The organism is Thalassospira australica (assembly GCF_044790785.1).
Taxonomy (GTDB): Bacteria; Pseudomonadota; Alphaproteobacteria; order Rhodospirillales; family Thalassospiraceae; genus Thalassospira; species Thalassospira australica_A.
The window spans coordinates 3,015,696-3,039,689 of the sequence record NZ_CP085258.1 but is presented as its reverse complement, the minus strand read 5'-3'; the positions used below and the strand labels follow the sequence as shown (position 1 = coordinate 3,039,689).

The 23,994-nt window shown below is 55.8% G+C and carries 22 protein-coding genes; 7 read left to right on the top strand and 15 right to left on the bottom strand.

The window, feature by feature from the left end:
• Nucleotides 1–7: 7 nt before the first annotated feature.
• Genes LG297_RS14265 through LG297_RS14255 form a run of 3 tightly spaced genes read left to right on the top strand, consistent with a single transcriptional unit; the run spans nt 8 to nt 3,544 of the window.
• Entirely contained in the window at nt 8–931 is a 924-nt protein-coding gene (locus LG297_RS14265) for an ABC transporter permease (protein ID WP_404421355.1), read from the top strand.
• A gap of 4 nt (nt 932–935) precedes the next feature.
• Nucleotides 936–1,790 (top strand): ABC transporter permease, encoded by an 855-nt coding sequence (locus tag LG297_RS14260; protein ID WP_404421353.1) that lies wholly within the window; start codon nt 936–938, stop codon nt 1,788–1,790.
• Nucleotides 1,787–3,544 (top strand): M14 family metallopeptidase, encoded by a 1,758-nt coding sequence (locus LG297_RS14255; protein ID WP_404421351.1) that lies wholly within the window; start codon nt 1,787–1,789, stop codon nt 3,542–3,544. Before LG297_RS14260 ends, LG297_RS14255 begins: the two co-directional genes overlap by 4 nt.
• 63 nt (nt 3,545–3,607) lie before the next feature.
• On the opposite strand, the gene cysN is transcribed toward LG297_RS14255, so the two are convergent.
• The 8 genes from cysN to LG297_RS14215 form a co-directional block, all read right to left on the bottom strand.
• Complete coding sequence (gene cysN / locus LG297_RS14250) at nt 3,608–5,527, bottom strand: sulfate adenylyltransferase subunit CysN (protein ID WP_404421349.1); 1,920 nt, start codon at nt 5,525–5,527, stop codon at nt 3,608–3,610.
• Nucleotides 5,527–6,432, bottom strand: a complete 906-nt coding sequence (cysD, locus tag LG297_RS14245; protein ID WP_404421347.1) for a sulfate adenylyltransferase subunit CysD — start codon at nt 6,430–6,432, stop codon at nt 5,527–5,529. Before cysD ends, cysN begins: the two co-directional genes overlap by 1 nt.
• Nucleotides 6,433–6,643: 211 nt before the next feature.
• Nucleotides 6,644–7,105 (bottom strand): Lrp/AsnC family transcriptional regulator, encoded by a 462-nt coding sequence (locus LG297_RS14240; RefSeq protein ID WP_404421345.1) that lies wholly within the window; start codon nt 7,103–7,105, stop codon nt 6,644–6,646.
• Nucleotides 7,106–7,206: 101 nt separating this feature from the next.
• A complete protein-coding gene (locus LG297_RS14235; protein WP_404421343.1) occupies nt 7,207–8,619 on the bottom strand; it encodes an aminotransferase in 1,413 nt (470 codons plus the stop codon).
• Between the two features lie 119 nt (nt 8,620–8,738).
• Nucleotides 8,739–10,100 carry an N-succinylarginine dihydrolase gene (gene astB / locus LG297_RS14230; RefSeq protein WP_404421341.1) on the bottom strand — a complete coding sequence of 454 codons (1,362 nt, stop codon included), beginning with the start codon at nt 10,098–10,100 and terminating at the stop codon, nt 8,739–8,741.
• A complete protein-coding gene (astD, locus tag LG297_RS14225) occupies nt 10,097–11,578 on the bottom strand; it encodes a succinylglutamate-semialdehyde dehydrogenase (protein WP_404421339.1) in 1,482 nt (493 codons plus the stop codon). The genes astB and astD overlap by 4 nt, the downstream gene beginning before the upstream one ends.
• An 18-nt stretch (nt 11,579–11,596) precedes the next feature.
• Nucleotides 11,597–12,616 carry an arginine N-succinyltransferase gene (locus LG297_RS14220; protein WP_404421337.1) on the bottom strand — a complete coding sequence of 340 codons (1,020 nt, stop codon included), beginning with the start codon at nt 12,614–12,616 and terminating at the stop codon, nt 11,597–11,599.
• Nucleotides 12,617–12,620: 4 nt separating this feature from the next.
• The gene (locus LG297_RS14215; protein WP_404421335.1) at nt 12,621–13,889 is read right to left on the bottom strand and encodes a hydrolase; all 1,269 of its coding nucleotides are present in this window, start codon (nt 13,887–13,889) and stop codon (nt 12,621–12,623) included.
• A 233-nt stretch (nt 13,890–14,122) separates the two neighbouring features.
• On the opposite strand from LG297_RS14215, the gene LG297_RS14210 reads away from it, so the two are divergent.
• Complete coding sequence (locus LG297_RS14210; protein WP_404421333.1) at nt 14,123–15,352, top strand: PLP-dependent aminotransferase family protein; 1,230 nt, start codon at nt 14,123–14,125, stop codon at nt 15,350–15,352.
• Nucleotides 15,353–15,384: 32 nt separating this feature from the next.
• Nucleotides 15,385–15,783 carry a cupin domain-containing protein gene (locus LG297_RS14205; protein ID WP_404421331.1) on the top strand — a complete coding sequence of 133 codons (399 nt, stop codon included), beginning with the start codon at nt 15,385–15,387 and terminating at the stop codon, nt 15,781–15,783.
• A gap of 113 nt (nt 15,784–15,896) precedes the next feature.
• Here the strand turns inward: LG297_RS14205 and LG297_RS14200 are convergent, their stop codons facing one another.
• The 4 genes from LG297_RS14200 to LG297_RS14185 all read right to left on the bottom strand — a co-directional run bounded on the left by LG297_RS14200 (nt 15,897) and on the right by LG297_RS14185 (nt 19,491).
• The gene (locus tag LG297_RS14200; RefSeq protein WP_404421329.1) at nt 15,897–16,025 is read right to left on the bottom strand and encodes a DUF2474 family protein; all 129 of its coding nucleotides are present in this window, start codon (nt 16,023–16,025) and stop codon (nt 15,897–15,899) included.
• A complete protein-coding gene (gene cydB / locus LG297_RS14195; protein WP_404421327.1) occupies nt 16,025–17,023 on the bottom strand; it encodes a cytochrome d ubiquinol oxidase subunit II in 999 nt (332 codons plus the stop codon). The genes LG297_RS14200 and cydB overlap by 1 nt, the downstream gene beginning before the upstream one ends.
• A complete protein-coding gene (locus tag LG297_RS14190) occupies nt 17,020–18,405 on the bottom strand; it encodes a cytochrome ubiquinol oxidase subunit I (protein ID WP_404421325.1) in 1,386 nt (461 codons plus the stop codon). The genes cydB and LG297_RS14190 overlap by 4 nt, the downstream gene beginning before the upstream one ends.
• 192 nt (nt 18,406–18,597) lie before the next feature.
• Complete coding sequence (locus LG297_RS14185; protein ID WP_404421323.1) at nt 18,598–19,491, bottom strand: LysR substrate-binding domain-containing protein; 894 nt, start codon at nt 19,489–19,491, stop codon at nt 18,598–18,600.
• A 112-nt stretch (nt 19,492–19,603) separates the two neighbouring features.
• Here LG297_RS14185 and LG297_RS14180 point away from each other — a divergent pair, with 112 nt between their 5' ends.
• The gene (locus LG297_RS14180; RefSeq protein ID WP_404421321.1) at nt 19,604–20,608 is read left to right on the top strand and encodes a YeiH family protein; all 1,005 of its coding nucleotides are present in this window, start codon (nt 19,604–19,606) and stop codon (nt 20,606–20,608) included.
• 79 nt (nt 20,609–20,687) lie between these two features.
• On the opposite strand, the gene LG297_RS14175 is transcribed toward LG297_RS14180, so the two are convergent.
• Nucleotides 20,688–21,386, bottom strand: a complete 699-nt coding sequence (locus tag LG297_RS14175; RefSeq protein WP_404421319.1) for a NirD/YgiW/YdeI family stress tolerance protein — start codon at nt 21,384–21,386, stop codon at nt 20,688–20,690.
• Between LG297_RS14175 and LG297_RS14170 the strand changes: the two genes are divergently transcribed.
• Nucleotides 21,370–21,654: a hypothetical protein gene (locus LG297_RS14170; protein ID WP_404421317.1), complete on the top strand. Its 285-nt coding sequence runs from the start codon at nt 21,370–21,372 to the stop codon at nt 21,652–21,654. The two genes, LG297_RS14175 and LG297_RS14170, sit on opposite strands and share 17 nt — an antisense overlap.
• 20 nt (nt 21,655–21,674) lie before the next feature.
• Here the strand turns inward: LG297_RS14170 and LG297_RS14165 are convergent, their stop codons facing one another.
• Together LG297_RS14165 and adh are read right to left on the bottom strand one after the other, a co-directional pair.
• Entirely contained in the window at nt 21,675–22,088 is a 414-nt protein-coding gene (locus LG297_RS14165; RefSeq protein WP_404421315.1) for a DUF779 domain-containing protein, read from the bottom strand.
• Between the two features lie 60 nt (nt 22,089–22,148).
• The gene (adh, locus tag LG297_RS14160; protein WP_404421313.1) at nt 22,149–23,669 is read right to left on the bottom strand and encodes an aldehyde dehydrogenase; all 1,521 of its coding nucleotides are present in this window, start codon (nt 23,667–23,669) and stop codon (nt 22,149–22,151) included.
• Nucleotides 23,670–23,994 lie beyond the last annotated feature (325 nt).

Genomic DNA, 23,994 nt, shown 5'->3' with positions numbered 1-23,994 from the left:
AAGTATTTTGGCTGGTTTTCTGATCAAGCGCCTTTTGCAGGCGATTTTTGTGGTCGTCGCGGTGACATTGATTGTGTCCTTTGCCATCCGATTGACGGGGGACCCGGCGCTGATGCTAAGTCAGGGGGCGGGCAGCATCACCGAGGAAGACCTTGCACGTATTCGTGAATCCCTTGGTTTGAACCAGCCGTTTCTTGTTCAGTATACCGATTTCATGCTGGGGCTTTTCAGCCTTGATTTCGGTCGATCCTTCCTTGGTGGAACGCAGGTTTCCACCCTGATTGGCAATGCATTGCCCGCAACCCTGATGCTGGCGTTTGCATCGATGTTCGTATCCATCGTGATTTCGATCCCGTTGGGGATCAAGGCTGCCATTTCGCGTGGCAAATGGCCCGATCAGGTCATTCGCATCCTGTCGCTGGTGGGACTGTCGTTCCCGAATTTCTGGCTAGCGATAATGCTGGTGCTGTTGCTGTCGATCACGTTCAGGCTTCTGCCGCCAAGTGGGATGACGGGGATTGAAAACTTCATCATGCCGGCGATCACCATGGGGGTGATCCTGACCGCAACCAATGTGCGGCTTGTGCGGACCTCGATGCTGGAAACCCTTCAGTCGCAATACATCATGGTCGCGCGTGCCAAGGGGCTTAGCGAAAATGTCGTGCTGTATAAACACGCGCTTCGCAACTGTGCGATCCCGCTTGTGACCTATTTCGGTTTGCAGTTTGGCAATCTTCTGGGCGGGATTGTTGTTGTCGAACTGGTGTTTAACTGGCCGGGAATGGGCACGCTGGCTTTTGATGCCGTTGGTGGGCGTGATTATCCGGTTTTGCAGGCTGTGATTACAGTTTTGTCGATCATGATTGTCGGGGTGAACCTGCTTGTCGACATTGCCTATGGCCTGATTGATCCACGTATCCGGACGGAGTAACCCCATGGCGACCACTGCAACCAAGTCGCGGTTTGCGCGCTTTAAAAATCTTGAATTCGTTCTGGGTGCTTTTCTGACCGGCAGCATCTGTTTTCTGGTCGTGTTTTCCGATCTGCTGTTTCCCGGTGCGGCGGACAAGATCGATCTTTCGGCCCGGCTGATCGTGCCGTTTACCAATCCGGATCATATCTTTGGCACCGATCCGCTGGGGCGCGATGTTCTGGCGCGTGTGATTTCGGGGGGCAAAATCTCGCTTCAGGTGGGTTTGCTATCGGTTGCGGGGGCGGTTGTCATTGGTGTGATAATGGGCCTGATATCGGGATATTATCGCGGTTTCTGGGACATGATCGTGATGCGGTTTGCCGATGTGCAACTGGCATTGCCGTTTATCCTGCTGGCGATTACGTTTATCGCGATTATCGGTGGTGGACTGACCAACATGATCATTCTGCTGATCATCGCGCAATGGGTGCAATATGCCCGTCTGGTGCGGGGATCGGTTCTGTCATTGCGAGATCGGGAATTCATCCAGTCGGCCAAGGCGATTGGCGTGCGCGATATTCATATCCTGTTCCGCCATCTTCTGCCCAACCTGATCGGTCCGGTCATCGTGCTGATGACGCTTAATGTTGCGACCAACATCCTGCTTGAAAGCAGTCTTACCTTCCTTGGACTGGGTGTCGATCCCCTGATCCCGAGCTGGGGCGGGATGCTGGCGGATGGGCGGACCTATTTGCAGAATGCCTGGTGGGTATCGGTTTTCCCCGGGCTTGCCATTCTTTTGACCGTGCTTGGCCTGAACCTTCTGGGTGACTGGCTGCGCGATAGCCTTGACCCCACAGGCAGGACGTCCAAATGACACAGATTTTCGCCACCACCTTTGCGCCGACCATCCGAACCCTGATGAATGAATTGGTTAAAACCGCCCGCCCCGGACAGGTTATCGAGGCATGGCTGTTTAACGATACTCAAACCCGCAGCGCAGCCGAGGCCGAACTGGCGGGGCAGGGTGTTACAGCCCGTATCCGCAGTACCTATAAGCCGCTTTTGCATTTCTTCCTTGAAGATATTGACGTGGCAAAGTCGGATATTGCCGAGATCACGGTGCGTTATCCGCGCCATGAAAATGCGGCGGATAATCGTTTCCTGCTTGAAACCTATCCGCTGGCGGCGTTGGTTGCGTCAGCCTCGATTACGTTCGAGGCATCGGATCGGTGTGATTGTACCTATGACGTGATCCTGCGCGGATCGGACGGGGCGGAAACGCGACACGAAGTTTTTGCCCCAAACCGGGTGCATCAGGATGCGGTCAATGAAACCCATCTGTCGCCGACCGGTTGGGTGCGGATTGCCGATGTCGATGGTCAGATTGTGCGCGATGAACGGATTGAAACCGAATATGAGGCGCTTTTTGCCCGGACCATGACGGCCATTGCCGGTCATGACTGGGGCGATCAGGAACCTTATTTCGAAGAGTTGAACATTTCGGTCGATCTGCCGGGGCATGATCAGAAGATCGCCCATGCCCACGAGGTTCTGAGCCTGCATGAAGCCCTGCACGAGGATTTCTATTTCTCGCTGCTGGAATATTTTCAGGTCAAATCGGGCCGTTCGCTCGGCGATCGCGGATTGCAACCAGGGCAGATCATCCCGGAAATCCGGCAGATATCCGAGGATGGCGAGGCCCGTGTCACGGTTGAGTTACGCCCCCTGTCAAAGGATGAGACAACGGGTGAGATGCAACAGATTGATCATGCCATCCGTCCGTTGAGCGTTGCGCAAATCCGGGCCGAGCTTGACGGGATCGAGGGCGAAGAATTCCATGCGACGTCGCGGTCCGGGCGGGTTTTGAATGCGCGCTATCACAAGGGTACGGATTTGCCGGTGATGATCAGTGGCGGGCAGCATCCCAACGAGACTTCCGGTGTTGCTGGCGCGCTTCGCGGGGCGTTGGAACTGGCAAAACGCGACGGGGCGCATTTCACGATTTCACCGCTGGAAAACCCGGATGGTTATGCCCTTCATCAGCGCCTGATTGTGGACAACCCGACCCATATGCATCATGCGGCACGCTATACAGCGCTTGGCGATGACATGGAATATCGCAGTGATGATGGCCTGTATGAAAAGGAAATCCGGGTTCGGGCGCGCGCCATCAGCGGGGCGAGCCTGCATGTCAACCTGCATGGTTATCCGTCCCATGAATGGACCCGGCCGCTTTCGGGATATGTTCCGCGCGGATTTGGCATGTGGACCCTGCCCAAAGGGTTCTTCCTGATCATGCGTCATCATGATGAATGGTCGGAATGGGCGGAAAACTTTATCGATCAGGTCACCCGGAAACTTGCGGCCATTCCGGGGCTTCTGGCATTCAACGCGGCACAGATCGATCTTTATCGCATCCATGCCGGTGAAACCGGTTTTCGGATCATCAATGGTTTTCCGTGCATGATTTCCATTGATGATCGCCATGATGTGCCGCTGACCCTGATTACCGAATATCCCGATGAAACGGTTTATGGCGACGCCTTTATTGCGGCCCATACAGCGCAGATGGCAACGGTTGTTGCGGCCTATGATGCGTGGCAGATCCTTGATTTGAATAAGCCATGAAACACAACAAGACCCGGTATTTTGAGCACCGGGTCTTGTGAGACGATTGTTTTCGCCAGATGATCAGATTTCCGGATACCACGCACCCAGAACACCGAATTCTTCGAGCTTGGCAACGATGACCTCTGCTGCCTGTTCGGCGGTTTGATCGGATGTGTTGACCGTGATCTCGGCATTTTCCGGTGCTTCATACGGGCTGTCGATCCCGGTGAAGTTGGCGATCTTGCCTTCGCGGGCCTTTTTATAAAGGCCTTTCACGTCGCGCTGTTCGCAGACTTCAATCGGGGTATCGATAAAGACCTCGATGAACTCGCCATCTTCGAGAAGGTTGCGTGCAAACTGGCGTTCGCTTTTGAACGGCGAGATGAAGGATACCAGCGTGATGATCCCGGCATCGACAAACAGCTTGGCGGTTTCACCGACACGGCGGATGTTTTCCACCCGGTCGGCATCGGTAAAGCCAAGATCCTTGTTCAATCCGTGACGGACATTGTCACCATCAAGGGTGTAGGTGTGCTTGCCCATGGCATGGAGCTTTTTCTCGACCAGGTTGGCGATGGTCGATTTACCGGCACCCGAAAGACCCGTGAACCACAGAACGGCAGATTTCTGACCTTTCTGATAGGCACGCGACTTTTTGTTGATGTCCATTTCCTGCCATTTGACGTTGGTCGCACGGCGAAGCGAATGGTTGACCATGCCCGCACCAACGGTGGCGTTGGAATAACGGTCGATGATGATGAACCGGCCCGAATGGCGGTTGTCATCATAGGGATCAAAGGCCAGTGCCTTGTCGGTTGCGATATTGGCAATCCCGACTTCGTTCAGTTCCAGCGTCTTGCCGGCAATATGTTCCAGCGTGTTGACATTGACCTTGTATTTCAGGTCGCTGATCTGTGCGTTGGTGACCTGCGCGCCCATCTTGATGATATAGGGGCGGCCGGGCAGAAGGTGATCTTCGTGCATCCAGATGATGCGGGCTTCGAACTGATCGGCAAATTCCGGGCGTTCATCCGGACGGGCCAGAACATCGCCACGCGAAATGTCGATTTCATCTTCAAGCGTCAGGGTGACGGCCTGACCGGCAAAGGCCTGATCAAGGTTACCATCAAAGGTGACGATTTCCTTGACCTTGCTGGTCTGTCCCGATGCGGTGACGGCAATCGGATCGCCCGGCTTGATGATGCCCGATGCGATGGTGCCGGAAAAGCCCCGGAAATCAAGGTTCGGGCGGTTGACCCACTGCACCGGAAAGCGGAACGGCTTTTCAATCGCATCCTGTTCGACCTGAACGGTTTCAAGATGTGCGAGAAGTGTCGGGCCGTCATACCAAGGGGTGTTCGGGCTGGCTTCGATCATGTTATCGCCGCGAAGGGCTGATAACGGGATCGGCGTTATCGAACTATAGCCGAGGTCTTTGGCGAATTCCTTGTAATCGGCGACAATGGTATCGAATTTGGCCTGATCATAGTCGATCAGGTCCATCTTGTTCACGGCGAGCACCACATGCTTGATGCCCAGAAGGGACGTGATGAAGCTGTGGCGGCGTGTCTGTGTCAGGATGCCTTTGCGGGCATCAATCAGGATCACGGCGACATCGGCGGTCGAGGCGCCGGTTGCCATGTTGCGGGTATATTGTTCGTGACCGGGGGTATCGGCGACGATGAATTTGCGCTTATCGGTCGAAAAGAAGCGATAAGCGACATCAATCGTGATGCCCTGTTCGCGTTCGGCCTGAAGCCCGTCCAGCAGCAGGGCGAAATCGATCTCGCCATTCTGGGTGCCGACCTTGCGGCTGTCAGACTCAAGGGCGGCAAGCTGATCCTCGAAGATCAGTTTGGAATCCCAAAGCAGACGGCCAATCAGGGTCGATTTGCCATCATCAACGCTGCCACACGTGATGAAGCGCAGCAGGCTTTTTTCTTCCTGGGATTTCAGGTAGCCGAGAATGTCATCGGCAATCAGGTCGGATTGATGCGCCATTAGAAGTAGCCTTCCTGCTTTTTCTTTTCCATTGAACCGGCCTGATCATGGTCGATCATGCGGCCCTGTCGTTCGCTTGAACGGGTCAGGAGCATTTCCTGGATAATGTCGGGCAGGGTGGCGGCTTCGGACTCAACCGCACCGGTCAGCGGATAGCAGCCAAGCGTTCTGAAACGCACCGATTTCATTTCCGGCTTTTCACCCGGATCAAGCGGCATGCGGTCGTCATCAACCATGATCAGCATGCCGTCACGTTCAACAACCGGGCGTTTGGCCGAATAATACAGCGGCACAATCGGGATCTGTTCGAGATAGATATATTGCCAGATATCAAGCTCGGTCCAGTTCGAGATCGGGAAGGCGCGAATGCTTTCGCCCTTGTTGATCCGTGCGTTGTAAATGTCCCAAAGTTCCGGGCGCTGGTTTTTCGGGTCCCAGCGGTGGGTTTCGGTGCGGAACGAAAATACGCGTTCTTTGGCGCGTGCCTTTTCCTCGTCACGCCGCGCACCGCCAAAGGCGGCATCGAACTTGTATTTGTTCAGCGCCTGTTTCAGCGATTCCGTTTTCATGACATCGGTATGCAGGCTCGATCCGTGGGTGAAGGGGCCAATGCCCTGCTTCACGCCATCCTCGTTGATATGGACAATCAGATCGAACCCGTATTCCTTGGCCATCCTGTCGCGAAACGCGATCATTTCGCGGAATTTCCACGTGGTATCGACATGCATCAACGGAAAGGGCGGCGGGGCCGGGTAAAATGCCTTGCGCGCCAGATGCAGCAAAACCGACGAATCCTTGCCGATGGAATAAAGCATCACCGGCCGTTCGAACGACGCCGCGACTTCGCGGATAATGTGAATACTCTCGGCCTCAAGCTGGCGGAGATGGGTCAGATTAGGCTGCATTCTCGTTCCTGCCGATCAATCAAAACTGTGGCAAACAACACAAAATTTGTGTTTATAAATGTATTTCACGTTGCTTTGATGGGTAATATGGAATCCGCTTTGATGCAAGCGCGATCTATCCAAATCACACAAAAAAGATAACCAGATATTTTCTAGTACAAACTAAATATGTTCTTTGGGTGTTTTCTTTGTGGTCGATGAAGTTCCGGCATCAAACCGGATAGCCCTTGAATGCCTTGGTCTGGGCAAGGGCGACATGGCCGATGAATTTGGTGATGCCAAGATTGCCGTGGATCATTTCCTCGGACAGGGAATGATAATGCTGCACATCGCGACAAACGAGGCAGAGCATATAATCATAAGGCCCCGAAATCCGGTAGGCGGCAACGACTTCGGGGATGGTTTTGGCCGCATCGGCAAAGCGTTTGTAATCGGTGGCTGTCTTGCCGGTCAAGGTGACCTCGGCAAAGACCCGGACATGCGGGCAGATTTTTTCGATATCAAGTACCGCGCGGTAGCGTTTCACGACCGCTTCTTTTTCAAGCTTTTTGACCCGGTCAAGGCAGGGGCTCGGGCTTAGTCCCACCAGCTTTGACAGGGCAAGATTGGTCAGCTTTGCATTGGCCTGAAGGGCGCGCAGGATTTTAAGGTTGATCTCGTCGATCTTGATCATCGGGTCGCCGTTATCTTGTTTGCGCCACCTTACACATAAAAAAACGGCCCGACCAGTATTCCGGTCGGGCAAGTGGGGTAGGATTTGGGGTGTTTTGAAAATCAGGCAGCCATGCCCTTGCGTTCCTCGGCGCTCAGTTCGCCCATTACCTGATCAATCCCCTTTTTGATGGCATCGACCATCTGGTCGGCTTCGCCCCGGCTTAGCGTCAGGGGCGGGGAAAATGCCAGGCTGTCGGCGGTTGGAAGCGGGCGGACAATCACGCCATGATCGCCAATCGCAGTGGCACAGCGCGCCGCAATCTTGTGTTTCAGATCGAACCCGGTTTTTGTGTCCCGGTCCGCCATCAGTTGCAAGGCACCCAGAAGGCCGACACCGCGGATTTCGCCGATATGGGCATGATGGCCAAAGGTATCGTTAAGCTGCGCATGCAGATAGGCACCGGTTTTTGCGGAATTCGCGACCAGATTTTCGCCTTCGATGATCGCAAGGTTCGCCAGTGCGACAGCCGATCCCACCGGATGACCGGAATAGGTAAAGCCATGGGCAAATGCGCCAAGGGTTGCCGACCCGTCGCGCAGGACTTTCCAGATATCATCGCTGATGAAAGCTGCCGACATCGGGAAATAGCCGCTGGTCAGGCCCTTGGCGGTGGCGATCATATCCGGGCGAATGTCATAAAGCTGATGACCAAACCAGTGTCCGGCGCGACCGTAACCGCAAACAACCTCGTCACAGATGAACAGGATATCGTGCTTTTTCAGAACCGCCTGAACGGCCTTGAAGTAACCCTTTGGCGGGGTGATGACACCACCGGCCCCCATGATCGGCTCGGCAATGAAGGCACCGACCGTTTCCGGGCCTTCGGCGATGATCAGGGATTCAAGCTCGTTTGCCAGCCGGGCGGAAAACTGTTCCTCGCTCTCGCCGGGTTTGGCTTCGCGGTAATAATGCGGGAGCGACGTGTGTTTGACTTCGGGGATCGGCAGGCCGAAATTGCGATGAAACGATGCAAGTCCGGTCAGGCTGGCGGTGGCAATGGTGGTGCCGTGATAGGCCTGCCCGCGGGCGATGATCTTGCGTTTTTCCGGCTTGCCGCGAAGCCCGTTATAATACCAGACGATCTTCATCAGCGTGTCGTTGGCATCCGACCCGGAGCTGCCAAAAAACACCTTGGTGATGTGAGCGGGCATTTTTGCCACCAGCTTTTCGGCCAGCTCGATCTGGGCCGGGTTGGATGCCCCGGCAAAGGTATGGAAATAGCCCATCTGATCGGATGCGGCCTTCATCGCATCGCCGATCTCGGTCCGGCCATAGCCGATATTCATGCACCAAAGCCCGCCAACCCCGTCCAGCATCCTGTTGCCGTCACTGTCGGTAATGAACGCCCCCTTGCCCTTAACAAAAATGCGGGCCGGGCCGTTGTTTGACACATCGGCAACCACGGATGCCGGATGCAGGATATTGGCCGCATCCAATCTTTTGAGGAGTTCGGTATCATAGGGGGTCGACATGGCGGGGCTCCCGGGCTTTGTGTGGGGCGTGAAGCTTGTTGTTCCGGTTATTCTGCCATGGTTGGTCCGGTATTAAATTTCGAAGCAACCGGGCAGCACGGCAGGGAATGCGGGACGGTTCATCCTTCCCGTTGAAAATCGTAAATCGGGCCAAGGTCAAGAAGCTGTGTGAGTTCATCCAGGGCTGTCCGGACTTCGTTCAGAAGCGTTGGATCGCGGAAATCATCGGCACTCAGCCGGTCGCGATAATGTTTTTCGACCCAGCCTGTCAGTTCGGCAAAGCGTTGATCATCAATCAGGCTTTGCGGGTTGGTGGCGGCAAGTTCATCCTCTGTCAGGGCAACGCGCAGCCGCAAACAGGCCGGGCCGCCGCCATTGCGCATGCTTTGGCGCAGATCGAAAAACTTGATCTGTCTGATTGGCGTGTTGCCCTTGCCGATCAGGTCATACAGGTAATCGCGGACCGATATGGTTTCTTCGGCCTCGGTCGGCAGGATCAGCATCATCTGACCGTTTTCCGGCAGGCGCAAAAGCTGTGAATTGAACAGATAGCTTTTGATCACGTCGGAAAGCGGCACGGCACTTTTGGGCACTTCAATACTGGTGAAATCGGCGATGCCATCCATCTTGTGCCGGATGTCGTCAATGACGGCGGGCGTGTTAACAAAGGCGCCCTCGTAATGGAACAGCACATTGGCATTGCCGACCGAAATCACGTCATTATGAAACACCCCGGCATCAATCAGGTCCGGGTTTTGCTGCGCATAGACGACACCATTTTCGGTTAAGCCATGATGGCGGGCAATCGCGCTGCTGGCTTCGAACGTCTGGCGTGCCGGATAACGGTTTGGCCGGGTTTTGCCCGGATCAAAAGCGTGACGGCCATAGACGAAAAATTCGACCCCGCGCCCGCCATAGTCGCCGCAAAAACGGGTATGGTTGGCAGCCCCCTCGTCCCCCATATGGTCCGTGCCGGGCAGGGCGGCGTGGTGGGTGAAATGATCGGGATTGGCGAATGTCGCGGCAAGCGCGCGCCCGGTCGCCGGATGTTCGATCGACCGGTGGAACATCGCGCACAGATTGGCCGGGGTGAAATGCACCTTGCCATCACCTGTATCACCGCTAGGCGAAACGGTTGCGGCATTGGCCGTCCACATCGGGGATGCCGATGATACCGCCAGAACAAGGTTCGGGTTGGTCTTCCAGGCGGAGGTCAGAACATCACCATCCGATCCGCGAAAGCCGAAAACATCGCGGAGGGTTTTGATATGCGGGCGTTCATGGGGCGGCAACACGCCCTGAACAAAGCCCATGTCATGCAGGGCCTTCATCTTGGTCAGGCCCTGAAGGGCTGCCGATTTCGGGTTGGAAAGGGTGCTGGCGTTACTGGTCGAGGCGACATTGCCAAAGCTTAACCCCGCATAATTATGCGTTGGCCCGACCAGACCGTCAAAATTGGCTTCGATGGCATAACGGGTCATGGGCGGACTCCTTTGGGGGCGGCATCGGGGGCGATCAGTTTGTCGGTCTGAAGGGTTGCGACCGGCCATGCGCAATAATCGGCGGCGTAATAGGCCGAGGGGCGGTGGTTGCCGCTTTCGCCGATGCCGCCAAACGGGGCGCTACTGGATGCGCCGGTCAGTTGCTTGTTCCAGTTGACGATCCCGGCGCGGCTTTCATGGATGAAACGTTGCCAAAGTTCGGCATCATCGCACAGCAACCCGGCGGCAAGGCCAAAACGGGTATTGTTGGCTTCAAGAATGGCCGCATCAAAGCTGTCGACCCGGATGATTTGCAGGATCGGACCAAACAGTTCCTCGTCCGCGCGGTTCTTTACATTGGTCACGTCAATCAGACCTGGTGTCAGGAACGGGCGGGCAGGGTCGGGGCGCGTCATTTCGCGGATTATTTTGGCACCATTGGCAACAAGTTTTGCCTGTGCCGCCATAAGGCCATCAGCCGCCCGGTTGGAAATCACCGGCCCCATGAAGGGGTCAGGATCATCATCTGGCGCCCCAACAATCAGCCGGTCGCAATAGTCATTGATCGCGGCGATCATCGCATCGCCCTTTGCGCCGGATGGTACGATCAGGCGGCGCGCACAGGTGCAACGCTGCCCCGCCGTGATAAAGGCCGACATGACGGTATGGTGGGCGACGGCATCGAGATCGGCGGCGTCCCAGACGACAAGCGGATTATTCCCGCCAAGTTCGAGTGCCAGGATTTTGTCCATCTGCCCGGCAAAGGCCTGATGCAAATGGCGCCCGGTTGGGACACTGCCGGTAAAGAACAACCCTTCAATACCGGGATGCTGCGCCAAGGCAATGCCGGTATCGCGTTCGCCCTGCACAAGGTTCAGAACCCCGTCGGGCAATCCGGCGCGTTGCCAGAGCTTTACGGTTTCCTCAGCGACAAGCGGGGTCAGTTCGGATGGCTTGAACACGACGCAATTGCCCGCCAGAAGAGCCGGGACGATATGGCCGTTGGGCAGATGGCCGGGGAAGTTATAGGGGCCAAAGACCGCAACAACCCCGTGCGGCTTATGGCGCAAAACCGCCTGTCCGCCGCCCGGCGCATCGCCGTGGCGTGTGCCGGTGCGCTCATGATAGGCCTTGATCGAAATCGCGATTTTACCGGCCATTGCACCGACTTCGGTCAGGGCCTCCCAATGCGGTTTTCCGGTATCAAGGCTGATGGCGTGTGCCAGTGCGTCCTTATGGTCATTGAGAAGCCCTGCAAACCGTTCAAGGATTGCGATCCGTTCATGAAGGTCGCGTTTTGCCCATGCCGGAAAGGCATTTCGCGCCGCCATGATCGCGGTGTTAACATCATCGCTGCTGGCGGCATTTCCCTGCCAGATGATATCGCCATTGGCCGGGTTTTCGGCGTGAAAGGCCGTGCCATTGCCAGTTTGCCATGTGCCATTGATGAACAGGGCGGGATTTGATTTCTGGGTCATGATGCCTGCTCCTGATGCTTAATCGGTGACAAAACGGATCTGATCGCCAGCGATCAGGCCAAGGATTTCGGCCTGATCACGGTCCAGATCGACATGCGTGCCATTCACAACATTCATGTAAAGCCAGCTTGCCTGATACCCGCAAAGTTCCAGCGTGCAGGCAAGGTGGCGTTCCATAGAGGTCGTGCGATCAACTGTTTTGCGGATGGTGGCGATTTTGGAATGACGAATAGTGCGGATGTCATCAAGCCGGACATCAACGCATGGCCCGCCGTCAAAAATATCGACCGCATTTGAAAACCGGAAACCTTCCTTTTTCAAAAGGTTCAATGCCGGGCGCGTTTCATCATGGGTTTTGCCGATCACATCCTGTGCGGCCTTGGGCAGCATTTCGATATAGATCGGATATTTCGGCATCAGATCGGCGATGAACTGGTTATTGCCGATCCCGGAAATGTAATCGGCATCCGGGAACGGGATATTGAAGAAATGCGACCCCAGCGCTTCCCACAGCGGAGATTTACCGTTTTCATCCTGCCAGCCGCGCATTTCGGCCATGACCATTTCCGAAAACCGTTCCGTAAAGCACCCCATCAACAGGTATCTTGACCGCGCCAGAAGCTGCCCGTTGCCGTCCTTGCGATAATCGGGATCAAGGTAAAGCGTGCCCACCTCGGTCGCACCCTGATAATCGTTCACAAGGGTCAGCAGGCGCGATGTCACGGTGACATTCAATTCATGCGAATACTGCGTCAGTTTCAGGATTTTATAGTTATAGAAGGCCTTTGATAACCCGACCCCCGCATAGATCGCGCAGGTGCCCGCGACCTTGCCATTGGCGGTATCTTCGAGAACCATGAAATAGCTTTCGCCACCCGGCCCGTCTGCATCGGCCCCGAATGCCTCGATGCTTTCGATAATGCGGGCTTCAAGCACGTCACGATTGGCGGGCAAGGTGGTTAATCCCTTGCTGGCGGAGGATGCCAGATCAACCAGCCGGTCAAGGTCGTTCATACGGGCGGGGCGGACACGCATCATGATTTTATATCTCCGTCTTTTTCAATGCGTCGGGTAAATCACCCGAATTTAATGTGTCGGGTAAATCACCGGAGCCGGCTTTCATCAGGATCAGGGCCGAAAGTTTTGCCCGTTCGATCAAGCTGTCGAGCTTTACAAATTCCTGATCGGAATGGATCAGGCCGCCGCGCACCCCAAGGGTATCGATATTGGGCAATCCGGCCTCGGCCAGGTTATTGCCATCGCAACAGCCGCCCGTGGGTTTCCATGCGATATCCAGATCAAGGTCATGACCCAGTTCGCGGACCCATTCAAAAAGCGCCCTGGTCCTGCCGACCATCGGCTTTGGCGCTCGGCCAAACTGGCCATGCAGTTCGGCCGTGATGCCGTCGCGCTGATTGATCGCGGCAATGACGTCGGCAATTTCATTTTCGGCCTGATGGCGTTCGTCATGGTTTGAAACCCGAACGTTAAAGCGCACAACGGCACTATCAGGCACGACATTGACCGGCCCGCCGCCATCGATCTTGCCGATGTTGAATGTGGCCTCGCCAACCTTGCCGTTAAGCCGATCAAGGCGCATGACACAGTCACTGGCCGCGACCATGGCACTGCGCCCGGCATGAAATTCACGCCCCGCATGGGCAGCACGCCCCTTGATCCGGACGGAAAAATTGCCTGATCCCTTGCGCGCCCCGGCAAGGGTGCCGTCCTCTAACGCCGGTTCATACAGCATGCCGAAATCGGCGGCGCGGGCGTGTTCGGCCAAAAACGGGGCCGATCCGATGGAGCCGGTTTCTTCATCCGGGTTCAGGATCACGTCCCAGCCGATCCCACTGGCAAACGGGCTTCGTTCCAGTGCGCTTAAGGCATTGAGGATCGTCAGAATGCCGCCCTTGGCATCGGCAACACCCGGCCCGTTCAAGGTGTTTTCATCGATCAGGCGCGGGGTTTGAAACGCGCTATCGATGGCAAAGACCGTGTCATAATGAATGCACAGCAAAACCCGAACCGGGGCCTGTGGCCGTTTGGAAAAATGCAAAAGCTTGCCATAGCGCACCGGTGCGATACTGCCGTCGGCGGCGACTGCCGCGCTATCGGGCAGGTCGATGATCGCGGTTTTGGCATCAAGTTCGGCAAAGGCATCCAGAATGGCATCACGCATCCGGTCAAGGCCGGCGATATTGCCCGTGCCGCTATTGATCACCGACCACGATTTCAGGCGATCAAACGTTTCATCGTAACGCTGATCAAGCCAGTCGAGCCAGGGCTGAAACTTTGCATATTCGGTCATGATAACCTTCGGGACGTTTTGGCATTGTTGATTGTTTATTGGATATAGGGTGCCAAAAACCGCCCGGCAGGTGGTGCGGGATAGGGGGATGGAAACGGAATTACATGCGGGCAAATGAAATGCTCAAAGGTAATTTTATTTCAAAATTAGCCTCCATAGAAAAATAAACTTGATTTAGGTCAGGCTTTCTTACCAAATAATGGCAGCAACACTGACCTAAAAAGAGAAGCCCCATGACTGTCCAATGGAATGACCTGATCGTTCGTGATGCCCGTGCGCTTACCGCCTCCGAAATCCGTGATCTGCTTAAAGTTGCCGACCAGCCGGAAATCATTTCCTTTGCCGGGGGCGTGCCCGACCCGTCGCTTTTCCCGCTGGCCGATTTCAATGCCATCTATGGCGATCTGACAACGGATGAAATCGCCGGTCGCAAAAGCCTGCAATATTCCATCAGCGAAGGCCTGCCGGCCCTGCGTCAATGGATTGCAGATGATCTGGCTGCCAGTGGGGTGGCCAGCGGGGCGTTACGCGGGATCGATAACATCCTGATTACCTGTGGCGCGCAGCAGGGGCTTGATATGCTTGCCCGTTTGTTGTTGGAACCGGGCCGCGAAATCGTTGTGGAAAAGCCAAGCTATCTTGGAGCGATGCAGGCCTTTTCCATGCGCCGCCCGATCTATGTCGGGGTGGATATGGATGAGGATGGTCCGGTGATTGCCGAACTTGAAGCCGCCTTTGAACGTGGTGCGCGCATTGCCTATCTCGCACCTGATTTCCAAAACCCGACCGGGCGGTCCTATAGTCTTGAGCGGCGTCTGGCGGTGCTTGAGGTTGCGCGCAAATATGGTGCGGTCATTCTTGAAGACGCGGCCTATTGCAAGCTGGCTTACGAAGGCGAAGTCTTGCCATCGTTGCTGTCACTTGATGAAACCAACGGCGATCCGCAGGCCGGAACCGTCATTCAGCTTGGCACATTTTCCAAAACGCTGGTGCCTGCCCTTCGGATCGGGTGGGTCTGTGCGCCGCGTCCGGTGATTGAACGGTTGGTGCTGATGACGCAGGCCGGTGATCTGCATGTCTCGACCATCAATCAGGAAGTCGCCCTTCGTGCAGCGCGCAAACTGTTTCCGGGGCATCTTGATACCATCCGCGATGCCTATCGCGTTTGGCGCGATACGATGCTGGCCGCCCTTGACGAATTCATGCCCGAAACCGTGTCCTACACCCGGCCCGAAGGCGGCATGTTCATCTGGTTGACCCTGCCGGAAAATATCGATAGCCGCCAATTGCTGGATCAGGCCCTGCACGACGCCAAGGTCGCCTTCGTCCCCGGTCAGGCCTTTTTCTGCGATCATACGGGCCGCAATACCGCACGGCTCAGCTTCGCGACCGAAAAGGCGGATCGCATCCGCGACGGCATCGAACGCTTGGCATTGCTGATCCGGCGTGTGCACAATCAGTAAGGATTATTGCGAAACAAAGCCGAAGGATCATCATGAACATCCAGCGCAACGCATCAAAGCCATCGACCAAGGGATCGCCGGATTACTTCACTGGTACGGTCCGGATCGACAGCCCGTTTCAAACCACCGATCCCGCACGGGTCAGCGGTGCCATTGTCACGTTTGAACCGGGTGCCCGCACCGCATGGCATACCCATCCGTTAGGCCAGACCGTGATCATCACAAGTGGCCTTGGCTGGGCGCAGCGTGAAGGCGGACCCCGCGAAGAAATCCGCCCCGGCGATATCGTCTGGTTCGAACCGGGTGAAAAACACTGGCATGGGGCGACCGACAAAACCGCGATGACCCATATCGCGATTGCGGAATCGGTCAACGGATCGCCGGTCGATTGGCTGGAAAAGGTGGCCGACAGCGATTATCTGGGCCAATGACCGGACCCGAATAAAAAAGCCCGGCAGGGGTGGGGGACCTTGCTGCCGGGCCGGAGTTGCTGACAAGTGTCAGCAGGTAGACGGTTAAATCCGATATTTGTGACCGGATATTTTCATGAAATCCCGGTGATCAGGCTGCGCAGCAAAAGCGACACGGCCCCGATCACGAGGATGCCCCCGGCATAGAGCCCGATAAACCAAAGCATACGCCGGGTTTTGGGTTTGGGTGAAAATGCCGTCATCAGTGATATCCCTCATCCCCGACCTTGCCCCGGAATACCCAATAGGCATAGGCGGTATAGGCCAGAATGATCGGGATCAGGATGGCGGCACCGACCAGCATGAAGGACAGGCTGTTATCGGGGGCTGCGGCGGTTCTGAAATCAATCATTGGCGGCACGATATTGGGATAAAGCGTGATGCCAAATCCGGCATAACACAGGAAGAAAATGCCAAGTGTAATGCCAAATACCGTCTTTTCCCGGTGTTTCACCGCATGCCAAAGCCAGAAAAGCAGACCGGTCGTGACAATCGGGATCGGGGCCAGGAAAAACAGGTTTGGCGTATCAAACCAGCGTGCGGCATAAGCCGGGTGGATATAGCTTGTCATCAGCGACACCACGCCAAGATTGGCCGCCATCCAGATGACGGCGGGTTTTGCCAGCGCCCGCAAACGTCCCTGAAAATTGCCTTCCATCTTCATGATCAGCCAGCCGGTGCCAAGCAGGGCATAGCCGACGACAACGGCGGACGCGCAGAACACCGAAAACGGGCTTAGCCAATCAAACGGGCCGCCAACGAATTTGGCATTTTCAACCGCAATGCCTTCGATAAAAGCGCCCAGCATCGCGCCCTGCATGGCAGCGGCAATGATCGACCCGGCGGAAAAGGCAAAGTCCCAGTGTTTTTGATGATCGCGGCTTTTGAACCGGAATTCGAACGCCACGCCGCGAAATACAAGGGCGAGAAGCATGGTGAAAACCGGGATGTAAAACGCGGTCATCAGCAATGAATAGGCCAGCGGGAAGGCGGCATAAAGCCCGCCACCACCCAGCACCAGCCAGGTTTCATTGCCATCCCACACAGGGGCAACCGTATTCATCATCCTGCCGCGTTTGGCAGGATCCTTGATGAACGGGAACAGAATGCCGATGCCAAGATCAAAACCATCCAGCGTGACATAGGCGAAAACGGCAACCGCAATCAGCAGTACCCAGATCAGTTGATAATCCATGGTCATTCTCCTGCCGTCGGGATGGTGTGATCGGCAACCGGGCGGCTTCCGGCACGGAGCACCTCGCCCTTCGGCGAATGAGCAAAACGCGGGTCCCTGTTCATCGCGCGGATGATATAGGCGGTGCCAACCCCGAACACGATGGCATAGACAATGACGAATGCGGCGAGTGACCCGGCAATCGCAGCCGGGGCGACTGGCGATCCGGCCTCGGATGTGCGCATCAGTCCGTAAACCACCCAAGGCTGGCGACCTATTTCGGTGGTGAACCACCCGGCCAGAATGGCGATAAAGCCGCTTGGCCCCATAACAAGGGCAAATCGATGCAGCCATACGCAGCTATAAAGCGATTTGCGCCACCGGGCGAACAGGCTGGCGATGCCCAGCAACGCCATTAGAACGCCCAGCCCGACCATGATGCGGAATGTCCAGAATACGATGGTCGCATTCGGGCGATCTTCGGGGGCAAAGTCCTTTAATCCGGTGATCCTGCCATCCCAGTCATGGGTCAGGATCATCGATCCCAGTTTCGGGATTTCAATGGCGTATTTCGTTTCCTCGGCAGCCATGTCGGGCCAGCCAAACAGGATCAGCGGCGCGCCATTCTGCGTTTCAAAATGGCCTTCCATCGCGGCGACCTTGGCCGGTTGATGTTCAAGGGTATTAAGCCCGTGCATGTCACCGGCAACGATCTGGATCGGGGCCACAATCGCCGCCATCCACATCGCCATCGAAAACATGATCCGGGCGGCACGGTTTTCCCGATTACGCAACAAATGCCACGCCCCGACCGCACCGACAACAAGCGATGTGGTCAGAAAGGCCGCCAGAACCATGTGAACCAGCCGATAGGGGAAGCTTGGATTAAAGATCACATCCCACCAGCTTTGCACAACCGCCCGGCCATTTTCGATGACATAGCCGGTCGGCGTCTGCATCCAGCTATTGGCTGATAAAATCCAGAAGGCGGAAAATAATGTGCCGATTGCGACCATGGTGGTCGCGGTGAAATGCAGCTTCGGTCCGACACGGTTTAGCCCGAACAGCATGATGCCAAGGAACCCGGCCTCCAGGAAAAAGGCGCTCAGCACCTCGTAGGCCATAAGCGGGCCCAAAACCCCGCCGGTAAATTCGGAAAACGGTCCCCAGTTCGTGCCGAACTGATAGGACATGACAATGCCCGAAACCACGCCCATGCCAAAGGCCAGCGCAAAGATTTTCAGCCAGAATTTATATAGCGCCAGATAGGCATCATCGCGCGTGCGCAGCCAAAGTGCTTCGAGCACGAAAAGGAAGCTGGCCAATCCAATGGTAAAGGACGGAAAAATGATGTGGAACGAGATGGTGAACGCGAATTGTATGCGGGCCAATATGTCGGGATCAAACATTGGCGTTGGTCCTTTTATCAGGCAAAGCCTTCCTGTCGGGCCGCGTTTTTCGCTGCAATGCGAAATCGCTCATTGCATGACCTGATCCACTGAAAACAGGGGATCAGGGGCCGTGTTCATAAGGACAAAGTGATAAAGGACCCGTCCGAATTGTGCATTGCGTATTCGCAATTTTGATCTGGAAAAATTCGATTATGCGTTTGTGGAAAGGCAAAGCTTTTCCAAAGCCAGCGAACTTTGCGTCTGGCGGCGTTCCTTGTGGCGCAGCATCATGAATTTGCGTGGGCGGATGTGAAATGCCGCGCGGAAAAGCCGCCCCTGCGCGATCAGGGAGCTGACCGCGAAGCTTGAAACGGCGGTGGCGCTGATGCCGGTTTCAACTGCGGTGATCACCGCCTCGTTTGCCGGTAATGTCAGGGCGATTTTGAGTTTTTGTGGATCGACGCCCGACTGACGCACGGCATTTTCAAATTCCGACCTTGTGCCTGATCCAGCTTCGCGAAGCACCCAACTGCTTTGTATGGTCAGGTCCTGCGCGCTAAGCGGCCTGCCATCGGCCCAAAGATGTTTGGGGCCGACCACGACCACCAGTGCATCTTCGGCGACTTCGCGCATGGCAAGGGCGGGTTCATCCACTTCGCCCTCGATAAAGCCGATATCGGCGGCACCACCACGCACGGCATCGGCCACGGTTTTGGTATTGCCAATGGTCAGATTGATCGAAATGCCGGGATACTGGTCATGAAACTGCATCAAAAAGGGGGGCAGCCAGTAGCTGGCGATTGTCTGGCTGGCATAGACGTTAAGTTCGCCGCGCTGCAATCCGCCAAGTTCCGCCAGTGTCAGTTCGGCGGCGCGTGCGCGCGCCAGGGTCGCCTTGGCCTCGTTTAAAAACAGCCGCCCGGTTTCGCTAAGCTCGATCCGCCGTCCGACCCGGTGGAACAGCGCAACGCCATAAAACCCTTCAAGGTTCTTGATTGCCGAACTGACCGCCGAAGGTGTGAGGCCAATCGCATCTGCGGCCTTTGTGAGATGTTCGCGTTCGGCCACGGCAACAAAGATGGCAAGCTGTTCAAGCGTCATCATGGCGTATGTCCATTGATCATTCGAAATAATCGAATGAAATATCCATTTTTATTCGATAGAAGTAAATGATTGTTCGTGTGATTTTCCGCCTGTCACATTTTACAGGTAAACCATGTTTTTTAAAGCACACCTAAAACCCCTTTTGCCGGGTCTGTTCCTGACGACGGCGATTGCCCTGATCGCCAAACTGGTCGAGCAGGCGGAGCGTAGCCTTTTGGGGCATGGCTGGATCGAAAGTTTGGTTTTTGCGATCCTTCTGGGGGTTGTGGTGCGGTCCGTGTTCGGCCTTGCCAAGCCGTTTCATGACGGGGTGCGGTTTTGTGGCAAGACCGTGCTTGAAATCGCGATTGTTTTGCTGGGTGCGTCAATCAGCGCGCAGGCCCTGGGGCAGGCGGGATTTGGCCTGATTGCCGCAATTGTTCTGGTGGTTTGTGCCAGCCTGTTTCTGAGTTTTCATATCGGGCGGGCGCTGGGCCTGTCGAAGCATTTATCGATGCTGGTGGCGTGCGGTAATTCGATCTGCGGCAATTCGGCGATTGCCGCCGCCGCCCCGGTGATTTCGGCAAAATCCGATGATGTCGCAGCATCCATCGCCTTTACCGCTGTTCTGGGGGTTCTGTTTGTCTTTGCCCTGCCGCTGGTGCATGTCGGGCTGGGCCTGAGTGCCGCGCAATACGGCATCTTTTCCGGGCTGACGGTCTATGCAGTCCCACAGGTTCTGGCCGCGACCGCCCCGGCGGGGGCCCTGGCCGTGCAGGTCGGCACGCTGGTCAAGCTGATCCGGGTTCTGATGCTCGGCCCGGTGATCTTTGCGCTTGCCCTGATGGGGGGACGCAAACGCGAGGTCCGCCTGCCTGTCACCCAGATGGTGCCGTGGTTCATTGTCGGGTTTGTTGCGATGATGGCGGCCCGTTCGTTTGGTCTGATCCCCGAAATCGCCCTTGAACCGATGCGCACAACCTCATCCTTCCTGACCATCCTTGCCATGGCGGCATTGGGATTAAGTGTTGATATCCGAAGTGTCATGCATGTCGGCGGGCGGGTGATGGCAGCAGCCCTTCTATCGCTTCTGGTGCTGTGTGCGCTTGGCCTTCTGGTTCTGGTTGTTCTGACCTGATCGCGAACAGAAAAGCCGACGCCAGTTTAACCGGCGTCGGCCATTTTTACATCGTCAGGTAACAGTTACCTTTGCCGGATTACTGCATGTAGGTGTTGCTGTCATTCATGACGACAATCGACGATGCAACAAGCTCGCGGTCGGTGAACAGGCCGGCTGCATCCATTTCCCCGGCGACCGAAATGCGATCCCCGGCCCTGATTTTCTGATAGGCCTGTCCATCGGCACTGTTTTCCGGGACGTCGCTGGTATCGACAGTGATCGACGTATTGCCGGTATTCAGGGCAATTTCATCTTCGCGAACTTCTGTTACCTCGCCGGTGAATGTGACCCATTCGTCACCTGTTGGCAGACCACTGTTGTTTACAAAACCGGTGCGGTCTTTGCCGTTGGTGTAATAGGCGCCGCGTTCCGGAAGGAAGATCGACGTGGCGACGACCATTTTATCGGTGAAGAAGCCTTCGGAAACTTCACCATTAACCCGGACCTTGTCGCCCGTTTTGATGAAGTCCTGATCGAACCAGGTATAATCGGTCATATCGATGGCAATTTCCCCATTGCCATAGTTCATCGTGAACTGGTTATCGGTAACTTTTTTTACCGTACCCGAAAGATGCACCGATTCCGCTTCGTTAAGGGTTGCAGGATTTTGCTGCGTCGACTGCTGTGTTGTATCGGGAAGTTGCGGATTTTCTTTCTGCTGGCCTGCTGCCATTGCGGGGGCCGTCCCAAGGGCAATAGCGGACAGGGCGGTCAGTGTGATGATTGAGCGTCGCATTATGGATGCTCCTTTTTTGAATTGGAATTCAGTTCCGGGCGCGGTGCGTCCCGGGATCGCTTTCCAACTGCGGAACAATTCCGGTCGGGGTGTTGTTCCAGATTTTTTTCGCCATAATTTTAATGGCCCCGGCCCGGAAAAATCACAAAAAAAAGCCCGCCGCCTGTTCGGGGGGATGGCGACGGGCAAGGGGAAGATGCGTCCGGCATCTTCAGGCATTGCAGAGCAGACTCTTTGGGAGGCAGGGATCTCGCAATGCCACGGGTAGACCTGCGTTGGTAATCTTCTTTACGTTCTTGCTTCTGTTTCAGATTGCTCGTTTCTTTGTTCTGCGTCTTTCAGCGTGTTCCATTCATCATCGGTGAAGATGCGCGACCGGGTCAGAAAGCGTTTGCCTTCTGGTCCCTCAAGCGAAAACATGCCCCCGCGCCCATCCACGACGTCGATGATCAGTTGCGTGTGACGCCAATATTCGAATTGCGCCCGCCCGATATAAAACGGGCTGCCCTCAATCTCGCCCAGCAACACATCCTGATCGCCGGTTTTGAACTCTCCATCCGGAAAGCACATTGGCGCACTGCCATCGCAACAGCCGCCGGATTGATGAAACATCAGGGGGCCGTGAATGTCCTTGAGCTTTCGGATCAGGGCGGTGGCCGCATCGGTGGCCGTGACCCGTGCCGGTATCTGGTCTGTCGTCATTTTCGCCTCCTGTATCGGGAACGGCCGGGTGTAAGCAGGCACCCGGCCAACATTTTCCGATCAGAAGAAGCCCATCGGTTTCGGATCATAGGAAACCAGCAGGTTCTTGGTCTGCTGATAATGGTTGAGCATCATCTTGTGGTTTTCACGCCCGATACCCGATTGCTTGTACCCGCCGAAGGCGGCATGTGCCGGATAGAGGTGATAGCAATTGGTCCAGACGCGACCTGCCTTGATATTGCGGCCAAACCGATAGGCACGCGTGCCATCACGGGTCCAGACACCCGCACCAAGACCGTAAAGCGTGTCGTTGGCGATTTTAAGTGCCTCTGCCTCGTCCTTGAAGGTCGTGGCGGAAACCACCGGGCCAAAGATTTCCTCCTGGAAAATCCGCATCCGGTTATGGCCCTTGAAGATGGTCGGCTGGATATAGAACCCGGTCGAGAGATCGCCGCTCATTTCGGCCTTGCCGCCACCGCAAAGGACTTCAGCACCTTCCTGCCTGCCGATATCAAGATAGGACAGGATTTTTTCCATCTGTTCGGTCGATGCCTGCGCGCCGATCATGGTTTCACTATCCAGCGGGTTGCCCTGCTTGATATTGGCCACGCGTGACAGCACGCTATCCATGAATTTGTCATAGATGTTTTCCTGAATAAGCGCGCGCGACGGGCAGGTGCAGACTTCGCCCTGATTGAGCGCGAACATGGTCAGGCCTTCGGCGGCTTTCTGACGGAAATCGTCATCCTGTGCCATCACATCGTCAAAGAAGATGTTCGGCGATTTGCCACCCAGTTCCAGCGTGACGGGAATGATGTTTTCGCTGGCATATTGCATGATCAGGCGGCCGGTGGTGGTTTCACCGGTAAAGGCGACTTTGGCGACCCGGTTGCTTTGTGCCAACGGCTTGCCCGCTTCAACCCCGAAGCCCTGCACAACGTTGAGCACACCTGCCGGAAGAAGATCACCGATCAGTTCCAGCAGCACGCAAATCGATGCCGGGGTCTGTTCGGCCGGCTTCAGGACAACGCAGTTGCCCGCTGCCAGCGCCGGGGCCAGTTTCCAAACCGCCATCAGGATCGGGAAGTTCCACGGGATGATCTGCCCGACAACGCCAAGCGGTTCGTGGAAGTGATAGGCGACGGTGTTGTCGTCAATCTCGCCAAGGGATCCTTCCTGGGCGCGGATCGCACCGGCAAAATACCGGAAATGATCAATCGCCAGCGGAATATCGGCGGCCAGCGTTTCACGCACCGCCTTGCCGTTATCCCATGTTTCGGCAACCGCCAGCATTTCAAGGTTCTGTTCCATGCGGTCGGCGATTTTATTGAGGATATTGGCCCGTTCGGTGACCGATGTCTTGCCCCACGCTTCGGCTGCGGCATGGGCGGCATCAAGTGCCTTATCGATATCTTCCGAACTGGATCGTGCGATTTCGCAGAATGGCTTGCCATTCACGGGCGAGACATTTTCGAAATACTGCCCCTTGGTGGGGGCGGTCCATTCGCCGCCGATAAAGTTGTCATAACGGGATTTGAACGCAACGACACTGCCCGCGTCGCCCGGATTCTTGTAAATCATCTTGGATCCTCCATGATCGGAAGGCGGCTTTGCCACCTGTTTTTGGTTTTGGCCCTGACAGTTCCGCAAAGCACGTGCCAGTTCGCAAAATTCCGTGCCAGATGGTTGATTGATCCGTTTTTTCGTCTTTTTCCAATCGGTTGGAGGGTTGCGGTGGTGCAAGGTATCTGTGTCATTCCGTCCCCGGCGGTGGCACAGGTGATACAAACTGTCCCATATTCGTGACACAACCAATTATGCGGCTTGTTTGCGCGGAAACCATTTGGCGTTTCGGGGCTTTGATGTGTTACGATCCTGCTTGTGATCGGACGCGGATAAAGCCGCA

What these genes read in the sequence shown, in the direction of transcription:
- LG297_RS14260 (WP_404421353.1), top strand. Translation starts at nt 936, where the DNA reads ATGGCGACCACTGCAACCAAGTCGCGGTTTGCGCGCTTTAAAAATCTT.
- LG297_RS14255 (WP_404421351.1), top strand. Translation starts at nt 1,787, where the DNA reads ATGACACAGATTTTCGCCACCACCTTTGCGCCGACCATCCGAACCCTG.
- cysN (WP_404421349.1), bottom strand. Translation starts at nt 5,527, where the DNA reads ATGGCGCATCAATCCGACCTGATTGCCGATGACATTCTCGGCTACCTG.
- cysD (WP_404421347.1), bottom strand. Translation starts at nt 6,432, where the DNA reads ATGCAGCCTAATCTGACCCATCTCCGCCAGCTTGAGGCCGAGAGTATT.
- LG297_RS14240 (WP_404421345.1), bottom strand. Translation starts at nt 7,105, where the DNA reads ATGATCAAGATCGACGAGATCAACCTTAAAATCCTGCGCGCCCTTCAG.
- LG297_RS14235 (WP_404421343.1), bottom strand. Translation starts at nt 8,619, where the DNA reads ATGTCGACCCCCTATGATACCGAACTCCTCAAAAGATTGGATGCGGCC.
- astB (WP_404421341.1), bottom strand. Translation starts at nt 10,100, where the DNA reads ATGACCCGTTATGCCATCGAAGCCAATTTTGACGGTCTGGTCGGGCCA.
- astD (WP_404421339.1), bottom strand. Translation starts at nt 11,578, where the DNA reads ATGACCCAGAAATCAAATCCCGCCCTGTTCATCAATGGCACATGGCAA.
- LG297_RS14220 (WP_404421337.1), bottom strand. Translation starts at nt 12,616, where the DNA reads ATGATGCGTGTCCGCCCCGCCCGTATGAACGACCTTGACCGGCTGGTT.
- LG297_RS14215 (WP_404421335.1), bottom strand. Translation starts at nt 13,889, where the DNA reads ATGACCGAATATGCAAAGTTTCAGCCCTGGCTCGACTGGCTTGATCAG.
- LG297_RS14210 (WP_404421333.1), top strand. Translation starts at nt 14,123, where the DNA reads ATGACTGTCCAATGGAATGACCTGATCGTTCGTGATGCCCGTGCGCTT.
- LG297_RS14205 (WP_404421331.1), top strand. Translation starts at nt 15,385, where the DNA reads ATGAACATCCAGCGCAACGCATCAAAGCCATCGACCAAGGGATCGCCG.
- LG297_RS14200 (WP_404421329.1), bottom strand. Translation starts at nt 16,025, where the DNA reads ATGACGGCATTTTCACCCAAACCCAAAACCCGGCGTATGCTTTGGTTT.
- cydB (WP_404421327.1), bottom strand. Translation starts at nt 17,023, where the DNA reads ATGACCATGGATTATCAACTGATCTGGGTACTGCTGATTGCGGTTGCC.
- LG297_RS14190 (WP_404421325.1), bottom strand. Translation starts at nt 18,405, where the DNA reads ATGTTTGATCCCGACATATTGGCCCGCATACAATTCGCGTTCACCATC.
- LG297_RS14185 (WP_404421323.1), bottom strand. Translation starts at nt 19,491, where the DNA reads ATGATGACGCTTGAACAGCTTGCCATCTTTGTTGCCGTGGCCGAACGC.
- LG297_RS14180 (WP_404421321.1), top strand. Translation starts at nt 19,604, where the DNA reads ATGTTTTTTAAAGCACACCTAAAACCCCTTTTGCCGGGTCTGTTCCTG.
- LG297_RS14170 (WP_404421317.1), top strand. Translation starts at nt 21,370, where the DNA reads ATGATTGAGCGTCGCATTATGGATGCTCCTTTTTTGAATTGGAATTCA.
- LG297_RS14175 (WP_404421319.1), bottom strand. Translation starts at nt 21,386, where the DNA reads ATGCGACGCTCAATCATCACACTGACCGCCCTGTCCGCTATTGCCCTT.
- LG297_RS14165 (WP_404421315.1), bottom strand. Translation starts at nt 22,088, where the DNA reads ATGACGACAGACCAGATACCGGCACGGGTCACGGCCACCGATGCGGCC.
- adh (WP_404421313.1), bottom strand. Translation starts at nt 23,669, where the DNA reads ATGATTTACAAGAATCCGGGCGACGCGGGCAGTGTCGTTGCGTTCAAA.